The sequence below is a fragment of the Mycobacterium sp. 852002-51152_SCH6134967 genome, assembly GCF_001667105.1.
GTDB classification, from domain to species: domain Bacteria; phylum Actinomycetota; class Actinomycetes; order Mycobacteriales; family Mycobacteriaceae; genus Mycobacterium; species Mycobacterium neumannii_A.
In genome coordinates this window covers 150415-171816 of record NZ_LZIK01000025.1, presented here as the reverse complement: position 1 = coordinate 171816, position 21402 = coordinate 150415, and the positions used below count along the sequence as shown (strand labels likewise).

The window sequence follows — 21402 nt, the reverse complement described above, 5'->3', positions numbered from 1 at the left end:
AGGAAAATTGACACGCAAATGGTGGATGGTGGGGGATTGTGGGGTAAAGTGGCGGACAACGGAGCGACCGGGGCTCTGTTGATCGGCAGGGAGGTGGCGAGATGTTTCTCGGCACCTACACGCCAAAGCTCGACGACAAGGGGCGGCTCACGCTGCCCGCCAAGTTCCGCGACGCGCTGGCAGGAGGGTTGATGGTCACCAAAAGCCAAGATCACAGCCTTGCCGTCTACCCGCGCGCCGAGTTCGAGAAGCTGGCCCGACGGGCGTCGCAGGCATCGCGTAGCAATCCGGAAGCACGCGCATTCCTGCGAAACCTGGCCGCGGCCACCGACGAACAGCATCCCGACGCACAAGGCCGAATCACGCTGTCGGCCGATCACCGCCGCTACGCGAACCTTTCGAAGGACTGCGTGGTGATCGGATCGGTCGACTACCTGGAAATCTGGGACTCCACCGCATGGCAGGAGTACCAGCAGACCCACGAAGAGAACTTCTCCGCGGCCACCGATGAAGCTCTGCACGACATCATCTGATTCGGCGGTCGACCGGCACAGGCATCCAGCCCGTGCATCGCGGCCTCTGCCCGAACCGGCCCTGGCGTACTTCCCCGACGCCAGGTCCGCGCTCTCGGACAGGGACCCCGGTGCAGGGGCGTGGGACGGAGGCAACGCGATGGAACGGCGCAGCGGCGACCACGGACACGTCCCCGTCCTGCTGGACCGCTGCGTCGAACTCCTCACACCCGCACTGACACGGCGGAGTTCCGACGGTGAGGGCGCGGTGCTCGTCGACGCCACCCTCGGAGCCGGCGGGCATGCGGAGCGCTTCCTGACCGAGCTGCCCGGTCTGCGGCTGATCGGCCTGGATCGCGACCCCAACGCGTTGTGGATCGCCGGCGAGCGCTTGTCGCGGTTCGGCGACCGGGTGATGTTGGTCCGCACGCGATACGACGGCATCGGCAGGGTCCTTGGCGACGACCGCTACTGGGCCAGCCATGCCGATGGAATCCTTTTCGACCTCGGCGTGTCCTCGATGCAGCTCGACCGCACCGAACGCGGCTTCTCTTACGCCGCCGACGCGCCACTGGACATGCGGATGGATCCCGACGCCGAGCTGACGGCCGCCGAGGTGGTGAACACCTACGACCAGAAATCGCTGACCCGGCTTCTGCGCGAATTCGGCGAGGAACGATTCGCGAGCCGGATCGCCGCCCAGCTCATCCGCAGGCGCGCTACCCAGCCGTTCCGCACCACCGGAGAGCTCGTCGAGCTGCTGTACCAGGCGATTCCCGCGTCGGCGCGCCGCACCGGAGGGCACCCGGCGAAGCGCACGTTCCAAGCGCTGCGAATCGCGGTCAACGGCGAATTGGACTCGCTGCGCGACGCGTTGCCTGCGGCGCTGAACGCTCTGGCTCCCGGCGGCCGCATCGTCGTGATGGCCTACCAGTCCCTGGAGGACCGCATCGTCAAGGCGGCCTTCGCCTCCGCAACGGCGTCCAGGACGCCGCCCGGCTTACCGGTGGAACTGCCGGGTCACGAGCCGGAGTTCGTCGCACTGACTCGCGGTGCCGAGCGTGCAGCTCCCGAGGAGATCGAACGGAACCCGCGTAGCGCGCCTGTGCGGCTACGAGCACTGGAGAAGGTGGGGGCACCCAGGTGAACGCCAAGCAGGCCAAGCAGACCAAACAGCGCAAACAGGCCAAACCGGCCAAGCGGGTAAAAGCGGTGCGCAGCGCCGACGAACGGCGGCGCACCGGCGCTCAGCGGCGCTCGGCCGACGCGCAGTCGCGGCGCAAGCCGACCCGCGAGCAGCGACCGCAGCGCTCAGCGCCCCAGACCAACCCCATCCCGCGCCCGACCGGCGCACCGAGCAGGCCCAAGAACGCAAGCCAGGCAAAGGCGCGCGCCAAGGCGCGGAAGGCCAAGGCGCCGAAGGTCGTTCGGACACCATTACGCCAGCGCATCATCGTCAAACTGGCCTCGGTGGAGCTCAGCCCGCGGGCGCTGGTGGCCCGGGTGCCGTTCGTGGTGCTGGTGATCGGCGCGCTGGGAGTGGGCCTGGGCACGACGCTGTGGCTGTCCACCGACGCCGCCGAGCGGTCCTATCAACTGGGTAACGCTCGCGAGACGAATCAGGCTCTGCTGCAACAGAAGGAAGCGCTCGAACGCGATGTGCTCGAGGCGCAGGCCGCCCCGGCGTTGGCAGAAGCCGCACGCGAGCTCGGCATGATCCCGTCCCGCGACACCGCACATCTCGTGCAGGACCCGGCGGGTAACTGGGTGGTGGTCGGCACACCCAAGCCGGCGGAGGGCGTTCCGCCGCCGCCCCTGAACACTCCGCTGCCCGACGCGACGCCGCAGGCGCCGCCACCGGGACCGCGGCCGCCCGCGCCGCGGGTCGTCGATCCCCGCGAGGTCACCGTCCGGATGCCGACGCGTACGGCGCCCACCCCGAATGCGGCCGTGCCTGCGCCCGGCGCCGCGGTGCCGCAGGCGATCCCGGCGGTGCCGCAGGCGCTTCCGGGTCAGCCGCCGGTGCCCGGTGCCGCACCGGGCCCGATGGTCCCGCCCGCGGCGCCGATGGCCCCGACCGACGCGCTGCACATCCCGAACCCGCAGGTGCTGCCCGGCCCCGTGCCCGGCGCCGAACAGTTCAGCCCGGCGGTCGTGCCCCCCGCCGTGGCGCCCCCCGCAGTCGTGCCTCCGGCGGGTCCCGGCGCATGAGCCGCGAGCGTCGGCCCCGCAAGGCCGCACCGGCCGCCGGCCCTCAGGAGCGCTCGGCCAAAGCGCGGCGGACTCGCGCTCCGATCACCGAAACCGGGCTGCGCAGTGCCTCTTTCGTTTTCCGGCATCGAGTGGGTAACGCGGCCATCTTCCTCGTGCTGATCGTCGCGGCGGGGCAGCTGTTCAATCTCCAGGTGCCCCGCGCCGACGGATTGCGGGCCGAGGCGGCCAGCCAGCTCAAGGTCACCGACGTCGACAAGGCCGTTCGCGGTGCGATCGTCGACCGCAACAACGACAAGCTGGCCTTCACCATCGAGGCGCGCGCGCTGACCTTCCAGCCGCAGAAGGTCCGCAAGCAGCTGGAGGAGGCCAGGGCGAAAAGTACCGAGGCGCCCGAACCCGACCGCAGGCTTCGCGACATCGCCGCCGAGGTGGCGTTGCGGCTGAACAACAAGCCGGACTCGGCCACCGTCCTCAAGAAGCTCAAGAGCAACGAGACGTTCGTCTATCTCGCCCGTGCGGTCGATCCCGCCATCGCCGAGACGATCACCAAGAAGTTCCCCGAGGTCGGTTCGGAGCGCCAGGATTTGCGCCAGTATCCGGGCGGCTCGCTGGCGGCCAACATCGTCGGCGGTATCGACTGGGATGGGCACGGCCTGCTGGGACTGGAGGATTCGCTCGATGCCGTGTTGGCGGGCACCGACGGGTCGATCACCTACGACCGCGGGTCCGACGGCGTGGTCATCCCGGGCAGTTACCGCAACCGCCACGACGCGGTCGACGGTTCCACGGTCATGCTGACCATCGACGACGACATCCAGTTCTACGTCCAGCAGCAGGTGCAGCAGGCCAAGAACCTGTCCGGCGCCAAGAACGTCTCTGCGGTCGTCCTCGACGCGAAAACCGCTGAGGTGCTGGCGATGGCGAACGACAACACGTTCGACCCGAGCCAGGACCTCGGCAGGCAGGAACACCGCCAGCTGGGCAACCCCGCGGTGTCCTCGCCATACGAACCGGGTTCGGTCAACAAGATCATCACCGCCGCATCGGTCATCGAGTACGGGCTCTCGCATCCCGACGAGGTGTTGCAGGTCCCGGGGTCGATCCACATGGGCGGGGTCACGGTCGGTGACGCCTGGGAGCACGGGACAATGCCCTACACCACGACGGGCATCTTCGGTAAGTCCTCCAACGTGGGCACGCTGATGCTGGCGCAGCGACTCGGCCCTGAGCGCTTCTTCGAGATGGTCCGCAAGTTCGGCCTCGGGCAGCGCACCGGGGTGGGCCTGCCGGGTGAGAGCGCGGGCCTGGTCCCGCCGATCGACCAGTGGTCGGGCAGCACATTCGCCAACCTGCCCATCGGACAGGGCCTTTCGATGACCCTGCTGCAGATGGCGGGCATGTATCAGACCATCGCCAACGACGGTGTGCGCGTCCCTCCGCGCATCGTCAAGACCACCATCGCTTCCGACGGCACCCGCAGCGACGAGCCGCGCCCCGAGGGCGTTCGGGTGGTGACGCCGGAAACGGCAAAGACCGTGCGGCAGATGTTGCGGGCCACGGTGCAGCGCGACCCGACAGGGGTGCAGCAGGGCACGGGTTCGCAGGCGGCGGTCGAGGGCTACCAGATCTCCGGGAAGACCGGAACCGCACAGCAGATCAACCCGGCCTGTGGCTGCTACTACAGCGACGTCTACTGGATCACGTTCGCAGGCATCGCCACCACCGACGACCCGCGCTACGTCGTGGCCATCATGATGGACCACCCGCAGCGCACGGCCGACGGCCAGCCGGGCACCACGTCGGCGCCGCTGTTCCACAACATCGCCTCCTGGCTGCTGCAGCGCGAGAACGTGCCGCTGTCGCCGGATCCCGACTCGCGGTTGACCCTGGTAGCCGACTGACGAGGGTGCCGACGGCCCCGATATGTCGCAGGAGTCGCCAGGACGACTGGGTACTGTGTCAACGCCATGAACCTGCGACCCAGCCATCCCGCCGGCGCGGCGCTTGCACCGCTGGCCGGGCAGGTCCAGGCGGTGCCCGCGGGCGGTGCCGTACCGGACGTCCGCGTCACCGGCGTCACGTTGCGCAGCGGGGACGTCGAACCGGGTGACCTGTTCGCGGCGCTGCCGGGGGCGTCGTCGCACGGCGCCCGCTACGCCGCCGAGGCGGTCGCTCGCGGTGCGGCAGCGATCCTCACCGACCCCGACGGGCTGGCACTGTTGGGGCCCGATGTGGAGATCCCGGTGGTGGTCCACCCGGATCCGCGGTCGGTGCTGGGCGCGGTGGCCGCCGAGGTGTACGGCCGGCCGTCCGAGCGGCTGCGGGTCATCGGCGTCACCGGCACCTCCGGCAAGACCACCACCACCTATCTGGTGGAGGCCGGGCTGCGCTCGGCGGAGCGGGCGGCGGGACTGGTCGGCACCGTCGGCATCCGGATCGACGGCCGCGATCAGGCCAGCGTCCTCACCACGCCCGAGGCGCCGGACCTGCAGGCGCTGCTCGCGGTGATGGTCGAGCAGGGCGTCGACACCGTCGTGATGGAGGTGTCGAGCCACGCGCTCACCCTCGGCCGCGTCGACGGTGTGCATTTTGCGGTCGGCGGGTTCACCAACCTGTCGCGCGACCATCTCGACTTCCACCCGACGATGCGGGATTACTTCGAGGCCAAGGCGCGACTGTTCGCTCCCGAATCTGCCAACCGCGCAGAGCTTTCCGTGCTCTGCGTCGACGACGACGCAGGCCGGGAGATGGCCAGGCTGGCGCGCGAGCCCGTGACGGTCAGCGCGACCGGCCGGGTCGCCGACTGGACTATCGAGGACATCCGCACGGTCGGCCGCAACGCGCAGGAGTTCTTCGCGGTGGACCCGGCGGGTGTGCACCACCACCTTCAGATCGGGCTTCCCGGCCGCTACAACGTGGCCAACTGCCTGCTCGCGATCGCGCTGCTCGACGCGGTCGGTGTGTCGCCCGAACAGGCCGTACCCGGTCTGCGCACCGCGACGGTGCCCGGGCGGACGGAGCCCGTCGAGTGCGGGCAGGACTTCCTGGCGGTGGTCGACTACGCGCACAAGCCGGGTGCCCTGCAGGCCGTGCTGGAGACGTTGGGCGCTGACACCGACGGCCGACTGGCGGTCGTGTTCGGGGCCGGCGGTAACCGCGATCCCGGCAAGCGGGGCCCGATGGGCCGCGTCGCCGCCGAACTGGCCGATCTGGTGGTGGTGACCGACGACAACCCGCGCGACGAGGACCCTGCCGAGATCCGCGCGGCGATCGTGGCCGGCGCGGTGGGCCGCGCGGAGGTCGTCGAGATCGGTGATCGCCGCGCCGCGATCGAGCACGCCGTGGCGTGGGCGCGACCGGGGGATGTCGTGCTCGTCGCGGGCAAGGGCCACGAGGCAGGGCAGACCGGCGCCGGGCTCACCCGACCTTTCGACGACCGCGAGGAGTTGGCGCGCGCCATCGAGGCACAGGGACCCCTGCCGTGATCGACCTGACGCTGGCCAGGATCGCCGAGATCGTCGGCGGCCGCCTCGCCGACATCTCCGAAGCCGAGGCCGCGACCACCAGGGTCACCGGCACCGTCGAGTTCGACTCGCGGGCCGTCACACCCGGCGGTCTGTTCCTTGCGCTGCCGGGAGCCCGCTCGGACGGGCACGACTTCGCCGCCGCGGCGGTGCAGGCCGGGGCGGCGGCGGTGCTGGCCGCCCGCCCGGTCGGGGTGCCTGCGATCGTCGTCGACCCGACACCGGAGACATCCGACCGCGCGGCAGGCGTGCTCGAACACGACGTCGACGGTTCGGGCGCAGCCGTGCTCATGGCGTTGGCGAAGCTGGCCGGTGCGGTCGCCGCGGAACTCGTCGCAGGCGGGCTCACGATCATCGGGATCACCGGATCGTCGGGTAAGACCTCGACCAAGGACCTGGTCGCCGCGGTGCTGGCCCCGCTCGGTGAGGTGATCGCGCCGCCCGGTTCGTTCAACAACGAACTCGGACATCCGTGGACGGTGCTGCGCGCGACGCGGTCCACCGACTTCCTGGTGTTGGAGATGTCGGCACGGCATCGCGGCAACATTGCCGCGTTGGCCGCGATCGCCCCGCCCTCGATCGCGGTGGTGCTCAACGTGGGCACCGCACACCTGGGTGAATTCGGGTCGCGGGAGGCCATCGCCGAAACCAAATCCGAACTGCCACAAGCGGTCCCATCAACAGGGGCTGTCGTCCTCAACGTCGACGACACCGCGGTGGCGGCGATGGCCGCCAAGACCGCCGCGCGCATCGTTCAGGTGTCGCGCGAGCCGGGCGGGCGCGATGTGGACGTGTGGGCGGAGGGGATCACGCTCGACGAGCTGGCCAGGCCGCGGTTCAGCATGCACACCGGCGCCGGGTTCGTCGACGTCGCGCTGGCCGTCCACGGGGACCACCAGGTGTCCAACGCGCTGTGCGCAGCGGCCGTGGCGCTGGAGTGCGGCGCCTCCCTCGAGCAGGTGGCCACCGCGCTGGCCACCGCCGGTCCCGCGTCCAAACACCGCATGCAGGTCGCCACCCGCAGCGACGGCGTCACCGTCATCAACGACGCCTACAACGCCAACCCGGACTCGATGGTCGCGGGCCTCAAGGCGCTGGCGTGGATGGCCCGCGTGGGCGGGGGCCGGCGCCGCAGTTGGGCGGTGCTCGGCGAGATGGCCGAACTCGGCGACGACGCGATATCCGAGCATGACCGCATCGGCCGGCTGGCCGTGCGCTTAGATGTGTCACGACTCATCGTCGTCGGAACCGGGAGGACTATGAGCGCCATGCACCACGGCGCGGTGATGGAGGGATCGTGGGGGGCTGAGGCCACCATGGTCGCCGACGCCGACGCGGCGCTGGACCTCCTGCGCGCCGAACTGCAGCCGTCCGACGTGGTGCTGGTGAAGGCGTCGAACGCGGCCGGCCTCGGCGCGCTGGCCGAAGCTTTGCTCGATCTTCGGCCCGCCGACGTCCGGGACCCGAACGCATGAGGCAGATCCTCATCGCCGTCGGCATCGCGCTGACGGTCTCGATCCTGCTCACGCCGGTGCTGATCCGGCTGTTCACCCGCCAGGGATTCGGGCACGAGATCCGCGAGGACGGACCGCCCACCCACGCCAAGAAGCGCGGCACCCCCTCGATGGGTGGCGTGGCGATCGTCGCGGGCATCTGGGCCAGCTACCTGGGCACCCACCTCGTCGGCGTCGTGATCGACGGCCGGGGACCGTCGGCTTCGGGCCTGCTCGTGCTGTTTCTGGCCAGCGCCCTGGCTGTCGTTGGATTCGTCGACGACCTGATCAAGATCCGGCGTTCGCGCAACCTGGGGCTCAACAAGACCGCCAAAACAGTCGGCATCCTGACCGCCGCCGTGATCTTCGGCGTGCTGGCGCTGCAGTTCCGCAACGCCGACGGGTTGACGCCGGGCAGCGCCGAACTGTCCTATGTGCGCGAGATCGCCACGGTTACACTGCCGCCCGCACTGTTCGTGTTGTTCTGCATCGTGGTGGTCAGCGCGTGGTCGAACGCGGTGAACTTCACCGACGGGCTGGACGGGCTGGCCGCGGGCGCGATGGCGATGGTGTGCGCGGCCTACGTGCTGATCACGTTCTGGCAGTTCCGCAATGCCTGCGCGACGAGCCCGGGCCTGGGCTGTTACAACGTGCGCGACCCTCTGGACCTGGCGATCATCGCTGCGGCCACCGCGGGCGCCTGCATCGGATTCCTGTGGTGGAACGCCGCGCCCGCCAAGATCTTCATGGGCGACACCGGCTCGCTCGCCCTCGGCGGCATCATCGCCGGGCTGTCGGTGGCCAGCCGGACCGAGATGCTGGCCGTGGTGCTCGGCGCCCTGTTCGTCGCCGAGGTGGTCTCGGTCGTCGTGCAGATTCTGGCGTTCCGCACCACCGGGCGCAGGGTGTTCCGGATGGCGCCGTTCCACCACCACTTCGAGCTGGTGGGGTGGGCCGAGACCACGGTGATCATCCGGTTCTGGTTGCTCACCGCGATCGCCTGCGGGCTCGGCGTCGCGTTGTTCTACAGCGAGTGGCTGACGACCGTCGGTGCCTGACATGACGCATCTCGAGCCGCTGGTCCCCGGCGCCCGGGTGCTGGTGACGGGCGCGGGCCTGACCGGCCGCTCGGTGAGCGCCGTGCTGGAGCCCACCGGCGTGCGGTTGACGATCTGCGACGACGATCCGCTGGCGCTGCAGCGGCTGATCACGCCCGCCAGGGTCGTCACCACCGCCGAGGCCCAGGCCACCATCGGCGATTACGCGCTCGTGATCACCAGTCCCGGGTTCGCGCCGACCGCTCCCGTGCTGGCCGCAGCGGCACAGGCGGGCGTGCCGGTCTGGGGCGACGTGGAACTTGCCTGGCGGTTGGACCGGGCGGGGTGGTTCGGGCCGTCGCGGCGCTGGCTCGTGGTCACCGGGACCAACGGCAAGACGACGACCACATCGATGTTGCACGCGATGCTGGTCGCCGCCGGGCGAAACGCGGTGCTGTGCGGAAACATCGGCAACCCCGTCATCGACGTCCTCACCGAACCGTCCGACCTGCTCGCGGTGGAGCTGTCCAGCTTCCAGCTGCACTGGGCGCCGTCGCTGCGGCCGGATGCTGGCGTGGTGCTCAACGTCGCCGAGGACCACCTCGACTGGCACGGCTCCATGGCCGCCTACGCCGCTGCCAAGGCCCGCGTGCTCAACGGCCGGGTCGCCGTGGTCGGACTCGACGACCCGGTGGCCGCTGGCCTGCTCGACGCGGCGGCCGCCCCGACCCGCGTCGGGTTCCGGCTGGCGGAGCCCGGCCCCGGCGAACTGGGCGTGGTGGACGGCGCGCTGGTGGACAACGCATTCGGCGATCCACCCGAAGGCGGTTGGACGCTGGCCCAGACCGCGTCGGTGCCGGTGGCCGGCCCGGTCGGGGTGCTCAACGCGCTCGGTGCCGCCGCACTGGCCCGCGCAGTCGACGTGCCACCGGCGGCCATCGCCGACGCGCTGGTCGGTTTCCGGGTCGGCAGACACCGCGCCGAGGTGGTCGGCACCGTCGCGGGCGTCACTTACGTCGACGACTCGAAGGCCACTAATCCGCACGCCGCGCGGGCATCGATCGCCGCTTATCCGCGGGTGGTGTGGGTGGCCGGTGGGCTGCTCAAGGGCGCCTCGGTCGACGAGCTGCTCACCTCGATGTCGAATCGGCTGGTCGGAGCGGTGTTGATCGGCCGCGACCGGGCCCTGATCGCCGAGGCGTTATCGCGACACGCCCCGGATGTCCCCGTCATCGAGGTTGTGACGGGGGAGGATTTTGGGGTGCAAGGGACAAATGGGTCGGATGTTAATCCTGTTACTCATGTGATCAGGCTCGAGGGAACGCAATCCGGCGACGCGATCATGGCCGCAGTGGTCGACGCCGCCAGCGGCCTCGCCCGGTCCGGCGACACCGTGCTGCTGGCACCCGCAGGCGCCTCCTTCGACCAGTTCAGCGGCTACAGCCACCGCGGCGATGCGTTCGCCGAAGCCGTGCGCGCACTGACCCGATAGTCGCCGATGACCACCATCCTGACCCGGCTGCGGCTTCGCAGGACGGGCGCCGAAGACAAACCGGCCGAGCCGGTGCCTGCGACCGCCGGGCATCGGACCCGGGTCGGGGCGTGGCTCGGCCGCCCGATGACGTCGTTCCACCTCATCATCGCGGTGGCCGCGCTGCTGACCACGCTGGGTCTGACCATGGTGCTGTCGGCGTCGGGGGTGTACTCCTACGACCAGGACGGCTCGCCGTGGATCGTCTTCGCCAAGCAGGTGTTGTGGACGGTCGTCGGGTTGTTCGGGTTCTACGTCGCGATGCGGATCCCGGTGCAGCTGATGCGGCGCATGGCCTTCTCCAGCTTCGCGCTAACCATCGTGCTGCTGATCCTGGTGCTGATTCCGGGCATCGGCACCGTGGCCAACGGTTCGCGCGGGTGGTTCGTGGTCGCGGGGTTCTCGATGCAGCCTTCCGAGCTGGCCAAGATCGCGTTCGCCATCTGGGGCGCTCATCTGCTGGCCGCGCGCCGCATGGAGCAGGCCTCGCTGCGCGAGATGCTGATCCCGCTGGTGCCTGCCGCATTCGTCGCGCTGGCGCTCATCGTCGCCCAGCCCGACCTGGGGCAGACGGTGTCGCTGGGCATCATCTTGCTTGGCCTGCTCTGGTACGCAGGCCTGCCGCTGCGGGTATTCGTGTCCTCGCTGTTCATGGTCGTGGTGTCGGCCGCGGTGCTGGCGATGGCCGAGGGGTACCGGTCCGCGCGGGTGCAGTCCTGGTTGAACCCCGCCGCAGATACGCAGGGTTCGGGCTATCAGGCCCGCCAGGCACGATTCGCGCTGGCCAACGGCGGTGTGTTCGGCGACGGCCTGGGCCAGGGCGCGGCGAAGTGGAACTACCTGCCCAACGCGCACAACGACTTCATCTTCGCGATCATCGGCGAGGAACTCGGCTTCATCGGGGCCGGTGGCCTGCTGTGCCTGTTCGGGTTGTTCGCCTACACCGGCATGCGCATCGCGCGGCGCTCCGCGGACCCGTTCCTGCGCCTGCTCACCGCCACCGCGACGCTGTGGATCATGGGCCAGGTGTTCATCAACGTCGGCTATGTGGTGGGCCTCCTTCCGGTGACCGGGCTGCAGCTGCCCCTCATCTCGGCAGGTGGAACCTCAACAGCGACAACGCTTCTGATGATCGGCATCATGGCGAGCGCGGCGCGACACGAACCCGAGGCGGTGGCGGCGTTGCGGGCCGGGCGCGACGACCGGGTCAACAGGCTGCTGCGGCTGCCGCTGCCCGCGCCCTACGTGCCGACGCGGACCGAGGCGGTGCGCGACCGGCTCAACAAGCGCGGCTCGGAGCGACCCGGCAAACCCCCGGCGGGAAAGCGCACCCGGGCGCCCAAGCCCGCGGCCAAACAGACGCCCAAGTCCGCCCGCAAACGCCAGACGGCCGGTAAGCCGGCCCGGGCGGCAAGGCATCATGGAGGCGGCCGCGCGGACAGCAGCCGGCGGCGCGCACTGGAAGGTCAGCGTTACGGGTGAACGACACGGGTCCCGTCCCTCGGCGGCCGGGGGACGACCGGGGAGTCTCCGTGGTCCTCGCGGGCGGTGGTACCGCGGGACACGTCGAACCGGCGATGGCGGTGGCCGACGCCCTGACCGAATTGGTGCCCGACGCGCGGATCACCGCTCTGGGCACCGAGCGGGGCCTGGAGACCCGGCTGGTCCCCGAACGCGGCTACCACCTCGAGCTGATCACGCCGGTGCCGCTGCCCCGAAAACTCTCCGGCGACCTCCTGCGCCTGCCCTTGCGGGTGCGGCGGGCGGTGCGCCAGACCCGGGCGCTGCTCGACGAGGTCGAGGCCGACGTGGTGATCGGCTTCGGCGGTTACGTCGCGCTGCCCGCCTATCTGGCCGCGCGCAGCGTGCGCAGAAGCAAGCGCGTGCCGGTGGTGGTGCACGAGGCGAACGCTCGCGCGGGCTGGGCCAACCGGGTCGGTGCCCGTTCGGCGCGACGGGTGCTCTCGGCCGTCGCCGACCCTGGGCTGGGCAGGACCGCCGAGGTGGTCGGGGTTCCGGTGCGCGCGGCGATCACCTCGCTGGACCGCGCGGCGTTGCGGGCCGAGGCGCGCGCCCACTTCGGTTTCGCCCCTGACGCCCGGGTGCTGTTGGTGTTCGGCGGGTCGCAGGGCGCGCAGTCGCTGAACAGGGCCGTTTCGGGAGCCGCCAAAGACCTTGCGGCGGCTGGCATCTCGGTGCTGCACGCCCACGGTCCCAAGAACACCCTCGATCTGCGCGAGCCCGCCGACGGTGACCCGCCGTATGTCCCTGTGCCCTACCTGAACCGGATGGACCTCGCATACGCCGCTGCCGACGTCGCGATGTGCCGGTCCGGGGCGATGACGGTCGCCGAACTGACCGCGGTCGGGTTGCCCGCGGTATACGTTCCGCTGCCGATCGGCAACGGCGAACAACGGCTCAACGCACTTCCCGTCGTCGAGGCCGGGGGTGGGCTGATCGTCGATGACGCCGACCTGTCGCCGGGTTTCGTCGCCGAGACCGTCGTCGAACTGCTCACCGACACCGGCCGATTGCAGACGATGACGGCGGGCGCCGCGCTGGCCGGTCACCGCGACGCGGCACGGCGGGTCGCCGAGATCGCCATCGAGGTGGCTCGAGCCGAACCCCGAAAGGGTATGCGGTGAAACCGAAGTCGTTGCCCGACGAGCTGCAGCGGGTGCACATGGTGGGCATCGGCGGTGCCGGCATGTCGGGGATCGCGCGCATCCTGCTCGACCGCGGCGGGCTGGTGTCGGGTTCTGATGCCAAGGAGTCGCGGGCGGTGGCCGCGTTGCGGGCCCGCGGTGCCGCGATCCGGATCGGACACGACGCCTCCTCGCTGGACCTGTTGCCGGACGGGCCGACCGCCGTCGTCACCACCCACGCCGCCATCCCGAAGACCAATCCAGAACTGGTCGAGGCCCGTCGGCGCGGTATCCCGGTGATCCTGCGGCCGGTGGTCCTGGCCAAGCTGATGGCGGGTCACACCACGCTGATGGTGACCGGCACTCACGGCAAGACCACGACGACGTCAATGCTCATCGTGGCGTTGCAGCACAGCGGGTTCGACCCGTCGTTCGCGGTGGGCGGGGACCTCGGCGAGGCGGGCACCAACGCCCACAACGGCAGCGGCGACGTCTTTGTGGCAGAGGCCGACGAAAGCGACGGCTCACTGCTGGAGTACAGCCCCGACGTCGCGGTGGTGACGAACATCGAGGCCGACCACCTCGACTTCTTCGGAAGCGCCGAAGCTTACGGCGCCGTCTTCGACGACTTCGTCGAACGCCTCAAACCCGGTGGCGCGCTTGTGGTCTGCACCGACGACCCCGGCGCCGCGGGGCTGGCCGAGCGCACCGAGGAGCTGGGCATCCGCGTGCTGCGCTACGGCAGCGACCCGAGCCGAGCGCTGCACGGCACCTTGTTGAACTGGGAGCAGCACGACACCGGGGCGGTGGCGCACATCCAGTTCGCCGACGAACCGCACCCGAGGGTGATGCGCCTCGCGGTGCCGGGACGGCACATGGCGCTCAACGCGATCGGCGCGATGCTCGCCGCGATCGAAGCGGGCGCGCCGGTCGATGCGGTACTCGACGGGCTGGCCGGTTTCGAAGGGGTGCGGCGCCGGTTCGAGTTGGTCGGAGAGGCGAACGGCGTGCGGGTCTTCGACGACTACGCGCACCATCCGACCGAGGTGCGCGCCACGCTCGGCGCGCTGCACACCGTCACCGAGCAGGCCGGTGGTCGTTCGATCGTCGTCTTCCAGCCGCACTTGTATTCGCGCACACAGACATTCGCCCGCGAGTTCGGGCAGGCACTCGACGGTGCCGACGAAGTGTTCGTGCTCGACGTCTACGCCGCCCGCGAGCAGCCGATCGCCGGGGTCAGCGGAGCAAGCATCGTCGAGCACGTCAGCGTGCCGGGAACGTATGTGCCGGACTTCTCGGCGGTCTCAGCGCGGGTGGCCGAGGCCGCCGCACCGGGCGATGTCGTCGTCACGATGGGCGCCGGTGACGTCACGATGCTCGGCCCGGAGATCCTCACCGCGCTGCGCGTCAAGGCCAACCGGAGCACACCGGGGTCGCGATGACCGGGCCGATCGACCGTGACCCGGAGTCCCCGGAGCCCTCGGCGGCACCCGAGCCGGGGGAGGAGGCGCCGCAGCCGCAGGACACGCCGCACGACGCGGAAACGCCGCACGACCCCGAAACACCCGACGAGACACCGGATTTCGAAGGCCCGCGTCGGCGCGCGCGCCGCGAGCGTGAGGAGCGCCGCGCGGCCCAAGCCCGCGCCATGGCGATCGAGCAGGCCCGCAGGGAGGCCAAGCGGCGCGCACTGGGCAAGCCCGCGGACGACACCCGCAAACTGCGCCGGGGAACGGTCCGCGGCCTGAAGGTGCTGATGTGGTCGGCACTGATCAGCGTGATCGTCGTCGGACTCGGACTGCTGCTGTACTTCACCCCGGTCATGGCGGTGCGCAACACGGTGGTCACCGGTGTGGGCGCGGTGACAAAAGAGGAGATCGTCGCGGCCGCCGCCGTCGCGCCGGGCACGCCGCTGCTGCAGGTGAACACCGACAACGTCGCCGAACGGGTGGCCGCGATCCGGCGGATCGCCAGCGCGCGGGTTCAGCGCCAGTATCCGTCCACTCTGCGGATCACTGTCGTCGAGCGAGTTCCGGTGGTGGTCAAGGACTATCCGGACGGACCGCACCTGTTCGACCGCGACGGCGTCGACTTCGCGATCGGCCCGCCGCCGCCGGGGGTGCCCTACCTCGACACCGACACTCCCGGTCCCAACGACGCACCGACCAAGGCGGCGCTGCAGGTGATGACGTCGCTGCGCCCAGAGGTCGCCGCGCAGGTCGCCCGCATCGCGGCGCCCTCGGTCGCGTCCATCACCCTGCAGCTCATCGACGGCAGGGAGGTGGTGTGGGGGACCACCGACCGGACCGAGGAGAAGGCGCTCAAACTCGGGGCGTTGCTCACCCAGCCTGGCAAGACCTACGACGTGTCGAGTCCGGACCTGCCGACCGTGAAGTGAGACCGCGCGCGTCCAACGCCCCGTTGCACGTCCCTCGCGAAGTGGCACGAAAAATTTGTCGCGCGTGTCGGCGCGCCTGCATCGCTAGGTCGCGAGCCCGCCCTACCGTTCTGGTTGCGCGGAACAACTTGACATAACTATAACCCTCTGGTTGAGGTTTAGGGTTTGCCAAGGCTCGGCGTGTCGTCGGACAACTTGGGAGGAAGGGATCGCGATGACCCCCCCACATAACTACCTCGCCGTCATCAAGGTGGTCGGCATCGGTGGCGGTGGAGTAAATGCCGTCAACCGGATGATCGAGCAGGGCCTCAAGGGCGTGGAGTTCATCGCCATCAACACCGACGCACAGGCGTTGTTGATGAGCGACGCCGACGTCAAGCTCGACGTCGGTCGCGATTCCACGCGCGGTCTCGGCGCCGGCGCCGACCCCGAGGTGGGGCGCAAGGCCGCCGAAGACGCCAAGGACGACATCGAGGAGCTGCTGCGCGGCGCCGACATGGTGTTCGTCACGGCCGGCGAGGGCGGCGGCACCGGTACGGGTGGCGCGCCGGTGGTGGCGTCGATCGCGCGCAAGCTCGGCGCGTTGACCGTCGGCGTGGTGACGCGGCCGTTCTCGTTCGAGGGCAAGCGGCGCAGCAACCAGGCCGAGAACGGCATCCAGGCGTTGCGGGAGAGCTGCGACACGCTCATCGTGATCCCCAACGACCGGCTGCTGCAGATGGGCGATGCCGCGGTGTCGCTGATGGACGCGTTCCGCAGCGCCGACGAGGTGCTGCTCAACGGCGTGCAGGGGATCACCGACCTGATCACCACACCCGGCCTGATCAACGTCGACTTCGCCGACGTCAAGGGCGTGATGAGCGGGGCGGGCACCGCGCTGATGGGCATCGGTTCGGCGCGCGGTGACGGCCGTGCGCTCAAGGCCGCCGAGATCGCGATCAACTCGCCGCTGCTGGAGGCCTCGATGGAGGGGGCGCAGGGTGTGCTGCTCTCGGTCGCGGGCGGCAGCGACCTGGGTCTGTTCGAGATCAACGAAGCGGCGTCGCTGGTGCAGGACGCCGCCCACCCCGACGCCAACATCATCTTCGGCACGGTCATCGACGACTCGCTCGGTGACGAGGTGCGGGTCACCGTGATCGCCGCCGGCTTCGACTCCGCCGGTCCGGGACGCAAACCGGTGGTCAGCCCGACCGAGGCGCAGGCCCAGGGCATCACCCCGGGTAAGGCCGGCAAGGTGAGCACATCGCTGTTCGAGCCCGCGGATCCGGCCAGCGTGCCGGTGCACACCAACGGCGCGACGGTCAGTATCGGCGGGGACGATGACGACGACGTCGACGTGCCGCCGTTCATGCGCCACTGATCCGGCAATACTGGCGACCGTGACGGTTCGCATACGGCGCGTGACCACGACACGGGCCGGCGGTGTCTCCGCGCCGCCGTTCGACACCTTCAACCTCGGCGACCACGTCGGCGACGATCCGCAGGCCGTGGCAGCCAACCGCAAACGGCTCGGCGGCGCCATCGGATTGGGCGACGACGCAATCGTGTGGATGAATCAGGTGCACGGGGATCACGTCGCCGTGGTCGACGACGCCACGGGTCGTCCGGTCGAAAAAACTGACGCATTGGTCACCGCCACACCGCGTTTGGCTTTGGCGGTGGTCACCGCCGATTGCGTTCCCGTTTTATTGGGCGACGCGCGCGCCGGAGTGGTGGCCGCCGTGCACGCCGGGCGCGTCGGTGCGCAAAACGGGGTCGTGGCGCGCACCGTCGAGGCGATGCTGTCGCTCGGCGCGCACGCCGAGGACATCTCGGCGTTGCTCGGACCCGCGGCCAGCGGACGCAACTACGAGGTCCCCGAGGCCATGGCCGCCGAGGTCGAGACCGCGCTGCCCGGAAGCCGCACGACGAGCGCGAAGAACACACCCGCGCTGGACCTGCGAGCCGGAATCCACCGGCAATTAACGACTTTGGGTGTCACCGCCATCGATGTCGACCCTCGCTGCACGATCGAGGACCGCAACTTGTTCAGCCATCGGCGCGACGCCCCGACCGGGCGGTTCGCCTCTCTGGTGTGGATGGAGTGAGCGACAACGTGCCGTCCTCCCGCGAAGTCGAGCTGAGCGAAGCGCTGGCGGCCGTGCGCAAACGCCTGGCGGCCGCCGCCGAGGCCGCCGGACGCGATATCACCGACATTGAATTGTTACCGGTAACCAAATTCTTTCCCGCCGACGATGTCATTATTCTTCGCCGTTTGGGTTGTGAGGCTTTCGGCGAATCACGCGAACAGGAAGCGTCGAATAAAGTCCGAGAAATCGCCGCCATTCCCGATGTCGGATCCATTCGCTGGCACATGGTCGGCCGGATACAGCGCAATAAAGCGCGATCCATTGCCGGCTGGGCGTATGCGGCGCACTCGGTCGACACCCGCAAGTTGATCGACGCGCTGAGCCGCGCGGCGTCCGCCGCGCTCGACGAGGGCAGGCGCCACGAACCGCTGCGCGTCTTCATCCAGCTGAGCCTCGACGGGGACGAAAGCCGCGGCGGCGTCGACATCGACGAACCCGATTCGGTCGACGAATTGTGCGCCGCGGCGCACGCCGCATCGGGGTTGGAGTTGGCCGGGCTGATGGCGATCCCTCCGCTCGACGCGGACGCTGATGCGGCGTTCGCACGCGTGAACGCCGAGCTCAGGCGGGTCCAGGCGAACTATTCGCAGCGCCTCAAGCTGTCGGCCGGGATGTCCAACGATCTCGAAGCGGCGGTCAAACACGGCTCGACATGTGTGCGTGTCGGTACCGCGTTATTGGGACAACGTCCTTTACCGTCACCAGAAGTAGTCACTCCAGTCACATCTTCATCACAGACACCAGAGTCCAGGGCATGAGAAGGGTCGAACGATGAGCACACTTCACAAGGTCAAGGCCTACTTCGGTATGGCCCCGATGGACGACTACGACGACGAGTACTACGAGGACGACGACCGCGGCGCCTCACGTGGATATTCGCGCCGTAGTCGAGACGAACATTTCGACGACGACGGGTACGGCCCCGGCCACCGTGGTTACGACGACCGCGACTACGACGATGCGCCGGGCGGTTACCGCGGTTACGAGGACCGCTTCGAGCCGAGACTGCGCGCACCGCGCGAATTCGAGCGCCCCGCACCCCGTTTCGCCCCGATGCGCGGTGCCACCCGCGGCGCGCTGGCCATGGACCCGCGCCGGATGGCCGAACTGTTCGAGGCGGGCAGCCCGCTGGCGAAGATCACCACGCTGCGGCCGAAGGACTACAGCGAGGCCCGCACGATCGGCGAACGGTTCCGCGACGGAACCCCTGTGATCATGGACCTGGTGTCGATGGACAACGCCGATGCCAAGCGCCTCGTCGACTTCGCTGCGGGCCTGGCCTTCGCGCTGAGGGGATCGTTCGACAAGGTGGCCACCAAGGTGTTCCTGCTGTCGCCGGCAGACATCGACGTGACGGCCGAGGAGCGGCGCCGCATTGCCGAGGCGGGCTTCTACTCCTATCAGTAGGTCGTCTCACAGACGGGTAGGCTGGCGTCGCGTGCGGGCTTGAGAGGTCTCGGGCGCGACTTGCCTGTATCAAGCCTGTAGTAAAAGTCACATCTGTGCCCGTAGTGAGGACCGTCGGCGTTGTCGCTCTTTTTCGAGATCCTGGGCTTCGCCCTGTTCGTCTTCTGGCTGCTGCTGATCGCGCGGGTCGTGGTCGAGTTCATCCGGTCGTTCTCCCGGGACTGGCATCCGAAGGGCGCCACCGTGGTGATCCTCGAAATCATCATGACGCTGACCGATCCGCCGGTGAAGCTGCTGCGGCGGCTCATTCCCCAGCTCACGATAGGTGCGGTGCGCTTCGACCTGTCGATCATGGTGCTGCTGCTCGTCGCCTTCATCGGCATGCAACTGGCCTTCGGCGCGGCGGCCTGAGACCGCATCGAGCCAGACGGCACCGGCTCTTCCGGTGAGTGGCAAACGGGCCGTTTGCCGACAAGAAATTGAGCGCTGAAATGGTCACCGCATGTCCGGCCGTGTTTGAAATTCGCTCTTAATTTCATCCACTTCTGCTACGGCCGCGTCTGGTGTGACAGGATGGACGCCAGTTACGTTCCACCCACGCTCTACACTTTGAGACCGGTTGACTGTCCAGACTTCAAGGGGGCGACAATGCCGCTCACACCCGCCGACGTTCACAACGTCGCGTTCAGCAAGCCACCCATTGGCAAGCGCGGCTACAACGAGGATGAGGTTGACGCGTTCCTCGATCTGGTCGAGAACGAGCTGACGCGCCTCATCGAGGAGAACGCGGATCTTCGGCAGCGTGTCGCCGAGCTGGAGCAGGAGTTGGCATCCGCCGGCTCCGGCGGAAGCCAGTCGACACAGGCCATGCCGGTCTACGAGCAGCCCGCGGCCCCCGAGCCCGCTCCGACGCCGCAGCCGGCCTACGAGGCGCCGTCGTCGCAGTCCAGCGAGGACCAGGCGTTGAAGGCGGCCAAGGTGTTGAGCCTGGCCCAGGACACCGCGGACCGGTTGACCAGCACCGCCAAGGCCGAGTCGGAGAAGCTGCTCGCCGATGCGCGGGCGCAGGCCGACGCCCTGGTGAGCGAGGCGCGGCAGACCGCCGAGACCACCGTCGCCGATGCTCGCCAGCGCGCCGACGCGATGCTCGCCGACGCCCAGACCCGGTCCGAGGCGCAGCTTCGCCAGGCGCAGGAGAAGGCCGACGCCCTGCAGGCCGACGCGGAGCGCAAGCACTCCGAGATCATGGGCACCATCAACCAGCAGCGCACCGTGCTGGAGGGCCGCCTCGAACAGTTGCGCACGTTCGAGCGCGAATACCGCACCCGGCTCAAGACCTACCTGGAGTCCCAGCTCGAGGAGCTCGGCCAGCGCGGTTCGGCCGCGCCCGTCGACTCCAGCGCCGGAAACGACGGCGGTGGCTTCAATCAGTTCAACCGGGGAAACAACTGAACCCGCCTTGGCCTAGGGTTGATCAATGCTGATCGTTGCGCTCGTCCTCGCTGTCATCGGCCTCGCGGCACTGGTGACGGCCGTCGTCACCAGCAATGAACTGATCGCCTGGGTCTGTATCGCGGCCAGCGTGATCGGTGTGGTGCTGCTGATCGTCGATGCGGTGCGGGAGCGCTCGGGCCGCAAAGCCGACACCGCCCCCGACGCGCAGACCGATGCCGACCCGGAGTACTACGAGGACTATCCCGACGACGAGACCGTCGCGGAGCAACCCGAATACGCGGGCGAGCCCGGCGCCGACGATGAGACCACGGTCGTCGAACAAGCCGACTCCGGCGAAGACCGCCGCTAATTCCCTTGTGGCCCTTGCTGGTCCGGCTCGCCGGGCGCCAGCAGTTCGCGCACCTCGTCGTCGCTGACCTGATGGAAGTCGACGAACACCTGGCCGACGGCCTCGAATCCCGGCGGCATGCTCGCGCAGACCACGTCGTCGGCTTCCTTGGCTAGCTCCCGGCACGCCGACGGCGGTCCGACCGGGACGGCGACGACGATCCGCGCCGGGTTCTTGGCCCGCACCGCACGCACCGCGGCGAGCATGCTGGCTCCGGTGGCGATCCCGTCGTCGACCAGGATCACCGTCCTGCCCGTCAGCTCGGGAGGCAGGCGGTCGCCGCGATAGGCGTGCTCGCGCCGGTTCAACTCCTCGGTCTCGCGAGCGATCGCGGCCTGCATCGCCTCGTCACCGATGCCCAGGTTGCGCACGAGGTTCTCGTTGATGACGACACCGCCCCCGCTGGCCAGCGCACCCATCGCAAGCTCCTCCCACTGCGGCACACCCAGCTTGCGGACCAGAAAGACGTCAAGGGGAGCCTGCAGCGAGCGGGCCACCTGCGCGGCGACCGGAACGCCGCCGCGCGCGAGGCCCAACACCACCACATCCTGACCGTGGTAGGACGACAACTCGCGGGCCAGAACCTCGCCGGCCTCCCGGCGGTCCTGATACAGGCGTTTGCCGCTTCGGCGGGCGAGCCCGTTCCATCCGTTCATGACTACGACCGTG

At 69.4% G+C, this 21402-nt stretch carries 20 protein-coding genes; 19 read left to right on the top strand and 1 reads right to left on the bottom strand.

The window, feature by feature from the left end:
- Positions 1-101: 101 nt before the first annotated feature.
- The 19 genes from mraZ (at position 102) to A5790_RS08850 (ending at position 20694) form a co-directional block, all read left to right on the top strand.
- Positions 102-533: a division/cell wall cluster transcriptional repressor MraZ gene (gene mraZ, locus A5790_RS08940; RefSeq protein WP_059098924.1), complete on the top strand. Its 432-nt coding sequence runs from the start codon at positions 102-104 to the stop codon at positions 531-533.
- Entirely contained in the window at positions 508-1659 is a 1152-nt protein-coding gene (gene rsmH, locus A5790_RS08935; protein WP_197696746.1) for a 16S rRNA (cytosine(1402)-N(4))-methyltransferase RsmH, read from the top strand. Before mraZ ends, rsmH begins: the two co-directional genes overlap by 26 nt.
- Complete coding sequence (locus A5790_RS08930; protein WP_066842739.1) at positions 1656-2723, top strand: hypothetical protein; 1068 nt, start codon at positions 1656-1658, stop codon at positions 2721-2723. Before rsmH ends, A5790_RS08930 begins: the two co-directional genes overlap by 4 nt.
- The gene (locus A5790_RS08925) at positions 2720-4627 is read left to right on the top strand and encodes a penicillin-binding protein 2 (protein WP_066842737.1); all 1908 of its coding nucleotides are present in this window, start codon (positions 2720-2722) and stop codon (positions 4625-4627) included. Before A5790_RS08930 ends, A5790_RS08925 begins: the two co-directional genes overlap by 4 nt.
- A gap of 66 nt (positions 4628-4693) precedes the next feature.
- The gene (locus A5790_RS08920) at positions 4694-6211 is read left to right on the top strand and encodes a UDP-N-acetylmuramoyl-L-alanyl-D-glutamate--2,6-diaminopimelate ligase (RefSeq protein ID WP_066842735.1); all 1518 of its coding nucleotides are present in this window, start codon (positions 4694-4696) and stop codon (positions 6209-6211) included.
- The gene (gene murF, locus A5790_RS08915; protein WP_066842733.1) at positions 6208-7725 is read left to right on the top strand and encodes a UDP-N-acetylmuramoyl-tripeptide--D-alanyl-D-alanine ligase; all 1518 of its coding nucleotides are present in this window, start codon (positions 6208-6210) and stop codon (positions 7723-7725) included. Before A5790_RS08920 ends, murF begins: the two co-directional genes overlap by 4 nt.
- Entirely contained in the window at positions 7722-8801 is a 1080-nt protein-coding gene (gene mraY / locus A5790_RS08910) for a phospho-N-acetylmuramoyl-pentapeptide-transferase (RefSeq protein ID WP_064393994.1), read from the top strand. Before murF ends, mraY begins: the two co-directional genes overlap by 4 nt.
- Positions 8794-10272, top strand: a complete 1479-nt coding sequence (gene murD, locus A5790_RS08905) for a UDP-N-acetylmuramoyl-L-alanine--D-glutamate ligase (RefSeq protein ID WP_197696745.1) — start codon at positions 8794-8796, stop codon at positions 10270-10272. The genes mraY and murD overlap by 8 nt, the downstream gene beginning before the upstream one ends.
- A 15-nt stretch (positions 10273-10287) precedes the next feature.
- The gene (ftsW, locus tag A5790_RS08900) at positions 10288-11793 is read left to right on the top strand and encodes a putative lipid II flippase FtsW (protein ID WP_197696751.1); all 1506 of its coding nucleotides are present in this window, start codon (positions 10288-10290) and stop codon (positions 11791-11793) included.
- Positions 11790-12956, top strand: a complete 1167-nt coding sequence (murG, locus tag A5790_RS08895) for an undecaprenyldiphospho-muramoylpentapeptide beta-N-acetylglucosaminyltransferase (protein WP_066842727.1) — start codon at positions 11790-11792, stop codon at positions 12954-12956. Before ftsW ends, murG begins: the two co-directional genes overlap by 4 nt.
- 38 nt (positions 12957-12994) lie before the next feature.
- The gene (gene murC, locus A5790_RS08890; RefSeq protein WP_066842860.1) at positions 12995-14398 is read left to right on the top strand and encodes a UDP-N-acetylmuramate--L-alanine ligase; all 1404 of its coding nucleotides are present in this window, start codon (positions 12995-12997) and stop codon (positions 14396-14398) included.
- Positions 14395-15354 carry a cell division protein FtsQ/DivIB gene (locus tag A5790_RS08885; RefSeq protein ID WP_066842726.1) on the top strand — a complete coding sequence of 320 codons (960 nt, stop codon included), beginning with the start codon at positions 14395-14397 and terminating at the stop codon, positions 15352-15354. The genes murC and A5790_RS08885 overlap by 4 nt, the downstream gene beginning before the upstream one ends.
- A 214-nt stretch (positions 15355-15568) precedes the next feature.
- Entirely contained in the window at positions 15569-16714 is a 1146-nt protein-coding gene (gene ftsZ, locus A5790_RS08880; RefSeq protein ID WP_066842724.1) for a cell division protein FtsZ, read from the top strand.
- A 19-nt stretch (positions 16715-16733) separates the two neighbouring features.
- Positions 16734-17441, top strand: coding sequence for a peptidoglycan editing factor PgeF (gene pgeF / locus A5790_RS08875; RefSeq protein ID WP_082961635.1), 708 nt, complete (start codon positions 16734-16736; stop codon positions 17439-17441).
- Between the two features lie 8 nt (positions 17442-17449).
- Positions 17450-18241, top strand: coding sequence for a YggS family pyridoxal phosphate-dependent enzyme (locus A5790_RS08870; RefSeq protein ID WP_066842858.1), 792 nt, complete (start codon positions 17450-17452; stop codon positions 18239-18241).
- 13 nt (positions 18242-18254) lie between these two features.
- On the top strand, positions 18255-18890 hold the full coding sequence (locus A5790_RS08865; RefSeq protein WP_066842717.1) for a cell division protein SepF: 636 nt from the start codon (positions 18255-18257) through the stop codon (positions 18888-18890).
- A 120-nt stretch (positions 18891-19010) separates the two neighbouring features.
- Positions 19011-19301, top strand: coding sequence for a YggT family protein (locus A5790_RS08860; RefSeq protein ID WP_064349985.1), 291 nt, complete (start codon positions 19011-19013; stop codon positions 19299-19301).
- Positions 19302-19538: 237 nt separating this feature from the next.
- Positions 19539-20342, top strand: a complete 804-nt coding sequence (locus A5790_RS08855) for a DivIVA domain-containing protein (protein ID WP_066842716.1) — start codon at positions 19539-19541, stop codon at positions 20340-20342.
- Between the two features lie 25 nt (positions 20343-20367).
- The gene (locus tag A5790_RS08850) at positions 20368-20694 is read left to right on the top strand and encodes a hypothetical protein (RefSeq protein WP_066842714.1); all 327 of its coding nucleotides are present in this window, start codon (positions 20368-20370) and stop codon (positions 20692-20694) included.
- On the opposite strand, the gene A5790_RS08845 is transcribed toward A5790_RS08850, so the two are convergent.
- On the bottom strand, positions 20691-21389 hold the full coding sequence (locus tag A5790_RS08845; protein ID WP_066842712.1) for a phosphoribosyltransferase: 699 nt from the start codon (positions 21387-21389) through the stop codon (positions 20691-20693). The genes A5790_RS08850 and A5790_RS08845 overlap by 4 nt on opposite strands.
- Between the last annotated feature and the right edge of the window lie 13 nt (positions 21390-21402).

Excerpts from the sequence above, each read along its gene's own strand:
- mraY (WP_064393994.1), top strand. The coding sequence starts at position 7,722 with ATGAGGCAGATCCTCATCGCCGTCGGCATCGCGCTGACGGTCTCGATC.
- A5790_RS08885 (WP_066842726.1), top strand. The coding sequence starts at position 14,395 with ATGACCGGGCCGATCGACCGTGACCCGGAGTCCCCGGAGCCCTCGGCG.
- A5790_RS08855 (WP_066842716.1), top strand. The coding sequence starts at position 19,539 with ATGCCGCTCACACCCGCCGACGTTCACAACGTCGCGTTCAGCAAGCCA.
- murC (WP_066842860.1), top strand. The coding sequence starts at position 12,995 with ATGGTGGGCATCGGCGGTGCCGGCATGTCGGGGATCGCGCGCATCCTG.
- A5790_RS08925 (WP_066842737.1), top strand. The coding sequence starts at position 2,720 with ATGAGCCGCGAGCGTCGGCCCCGCAAGGCCGCACCGGCCGCCGGCCCT.
- rsmH (WP_197696746.1), top strand. The coding sequence starts at position 508 with ATGAAGCTCTGCACGACATCATCTGATTCGGCGGTCGACCGGCACAGG.
- A5790_RS08865 (WP_066842717.1), top strand. The coding sequence starts at position 18,255 with ATGAGCACACTTCACAAGGTCAAGGCCTACTTCGGTATGGCCCCGATG.
- A5790_RS08920 (WP_066842735.1), top strand. The coding sequence starts at position 4,694 with ATGAACCTGCGACCCAGCCATCCCGCCGGCGCGGCGCTTGCACCGCTG.
- ftsZ (WP_066842724.1), top strand. The coding sequence starts at position 15,569 with ATGACCCCCCCACATAACTACCTCGCCGTCATCAAGGTGGTCGGCATC.
- A5790_RS08850 (WP_066842714.1), top strand. The coding sequence starts at position 20,368 with ATGCTGATCGTTGCGCTCGTCCTCGCTGTCATCGGCCTCGCGGCACTG.
- A5790_RS08845 (WP_066842712.1), bottom strand. The coding sequence starts at position 21,389 with ATGAACGGATGGAACGGGCTCGCCCGCCGAAGCGGCAAACGCCTGTAT.
- mraZ (WP_059098924.1), top strand. The coding sequence starts at position 102 with ATGTTTCTCGGCACCTACACGCCAAAGCTCGACGACAAGGGGCGGCTC.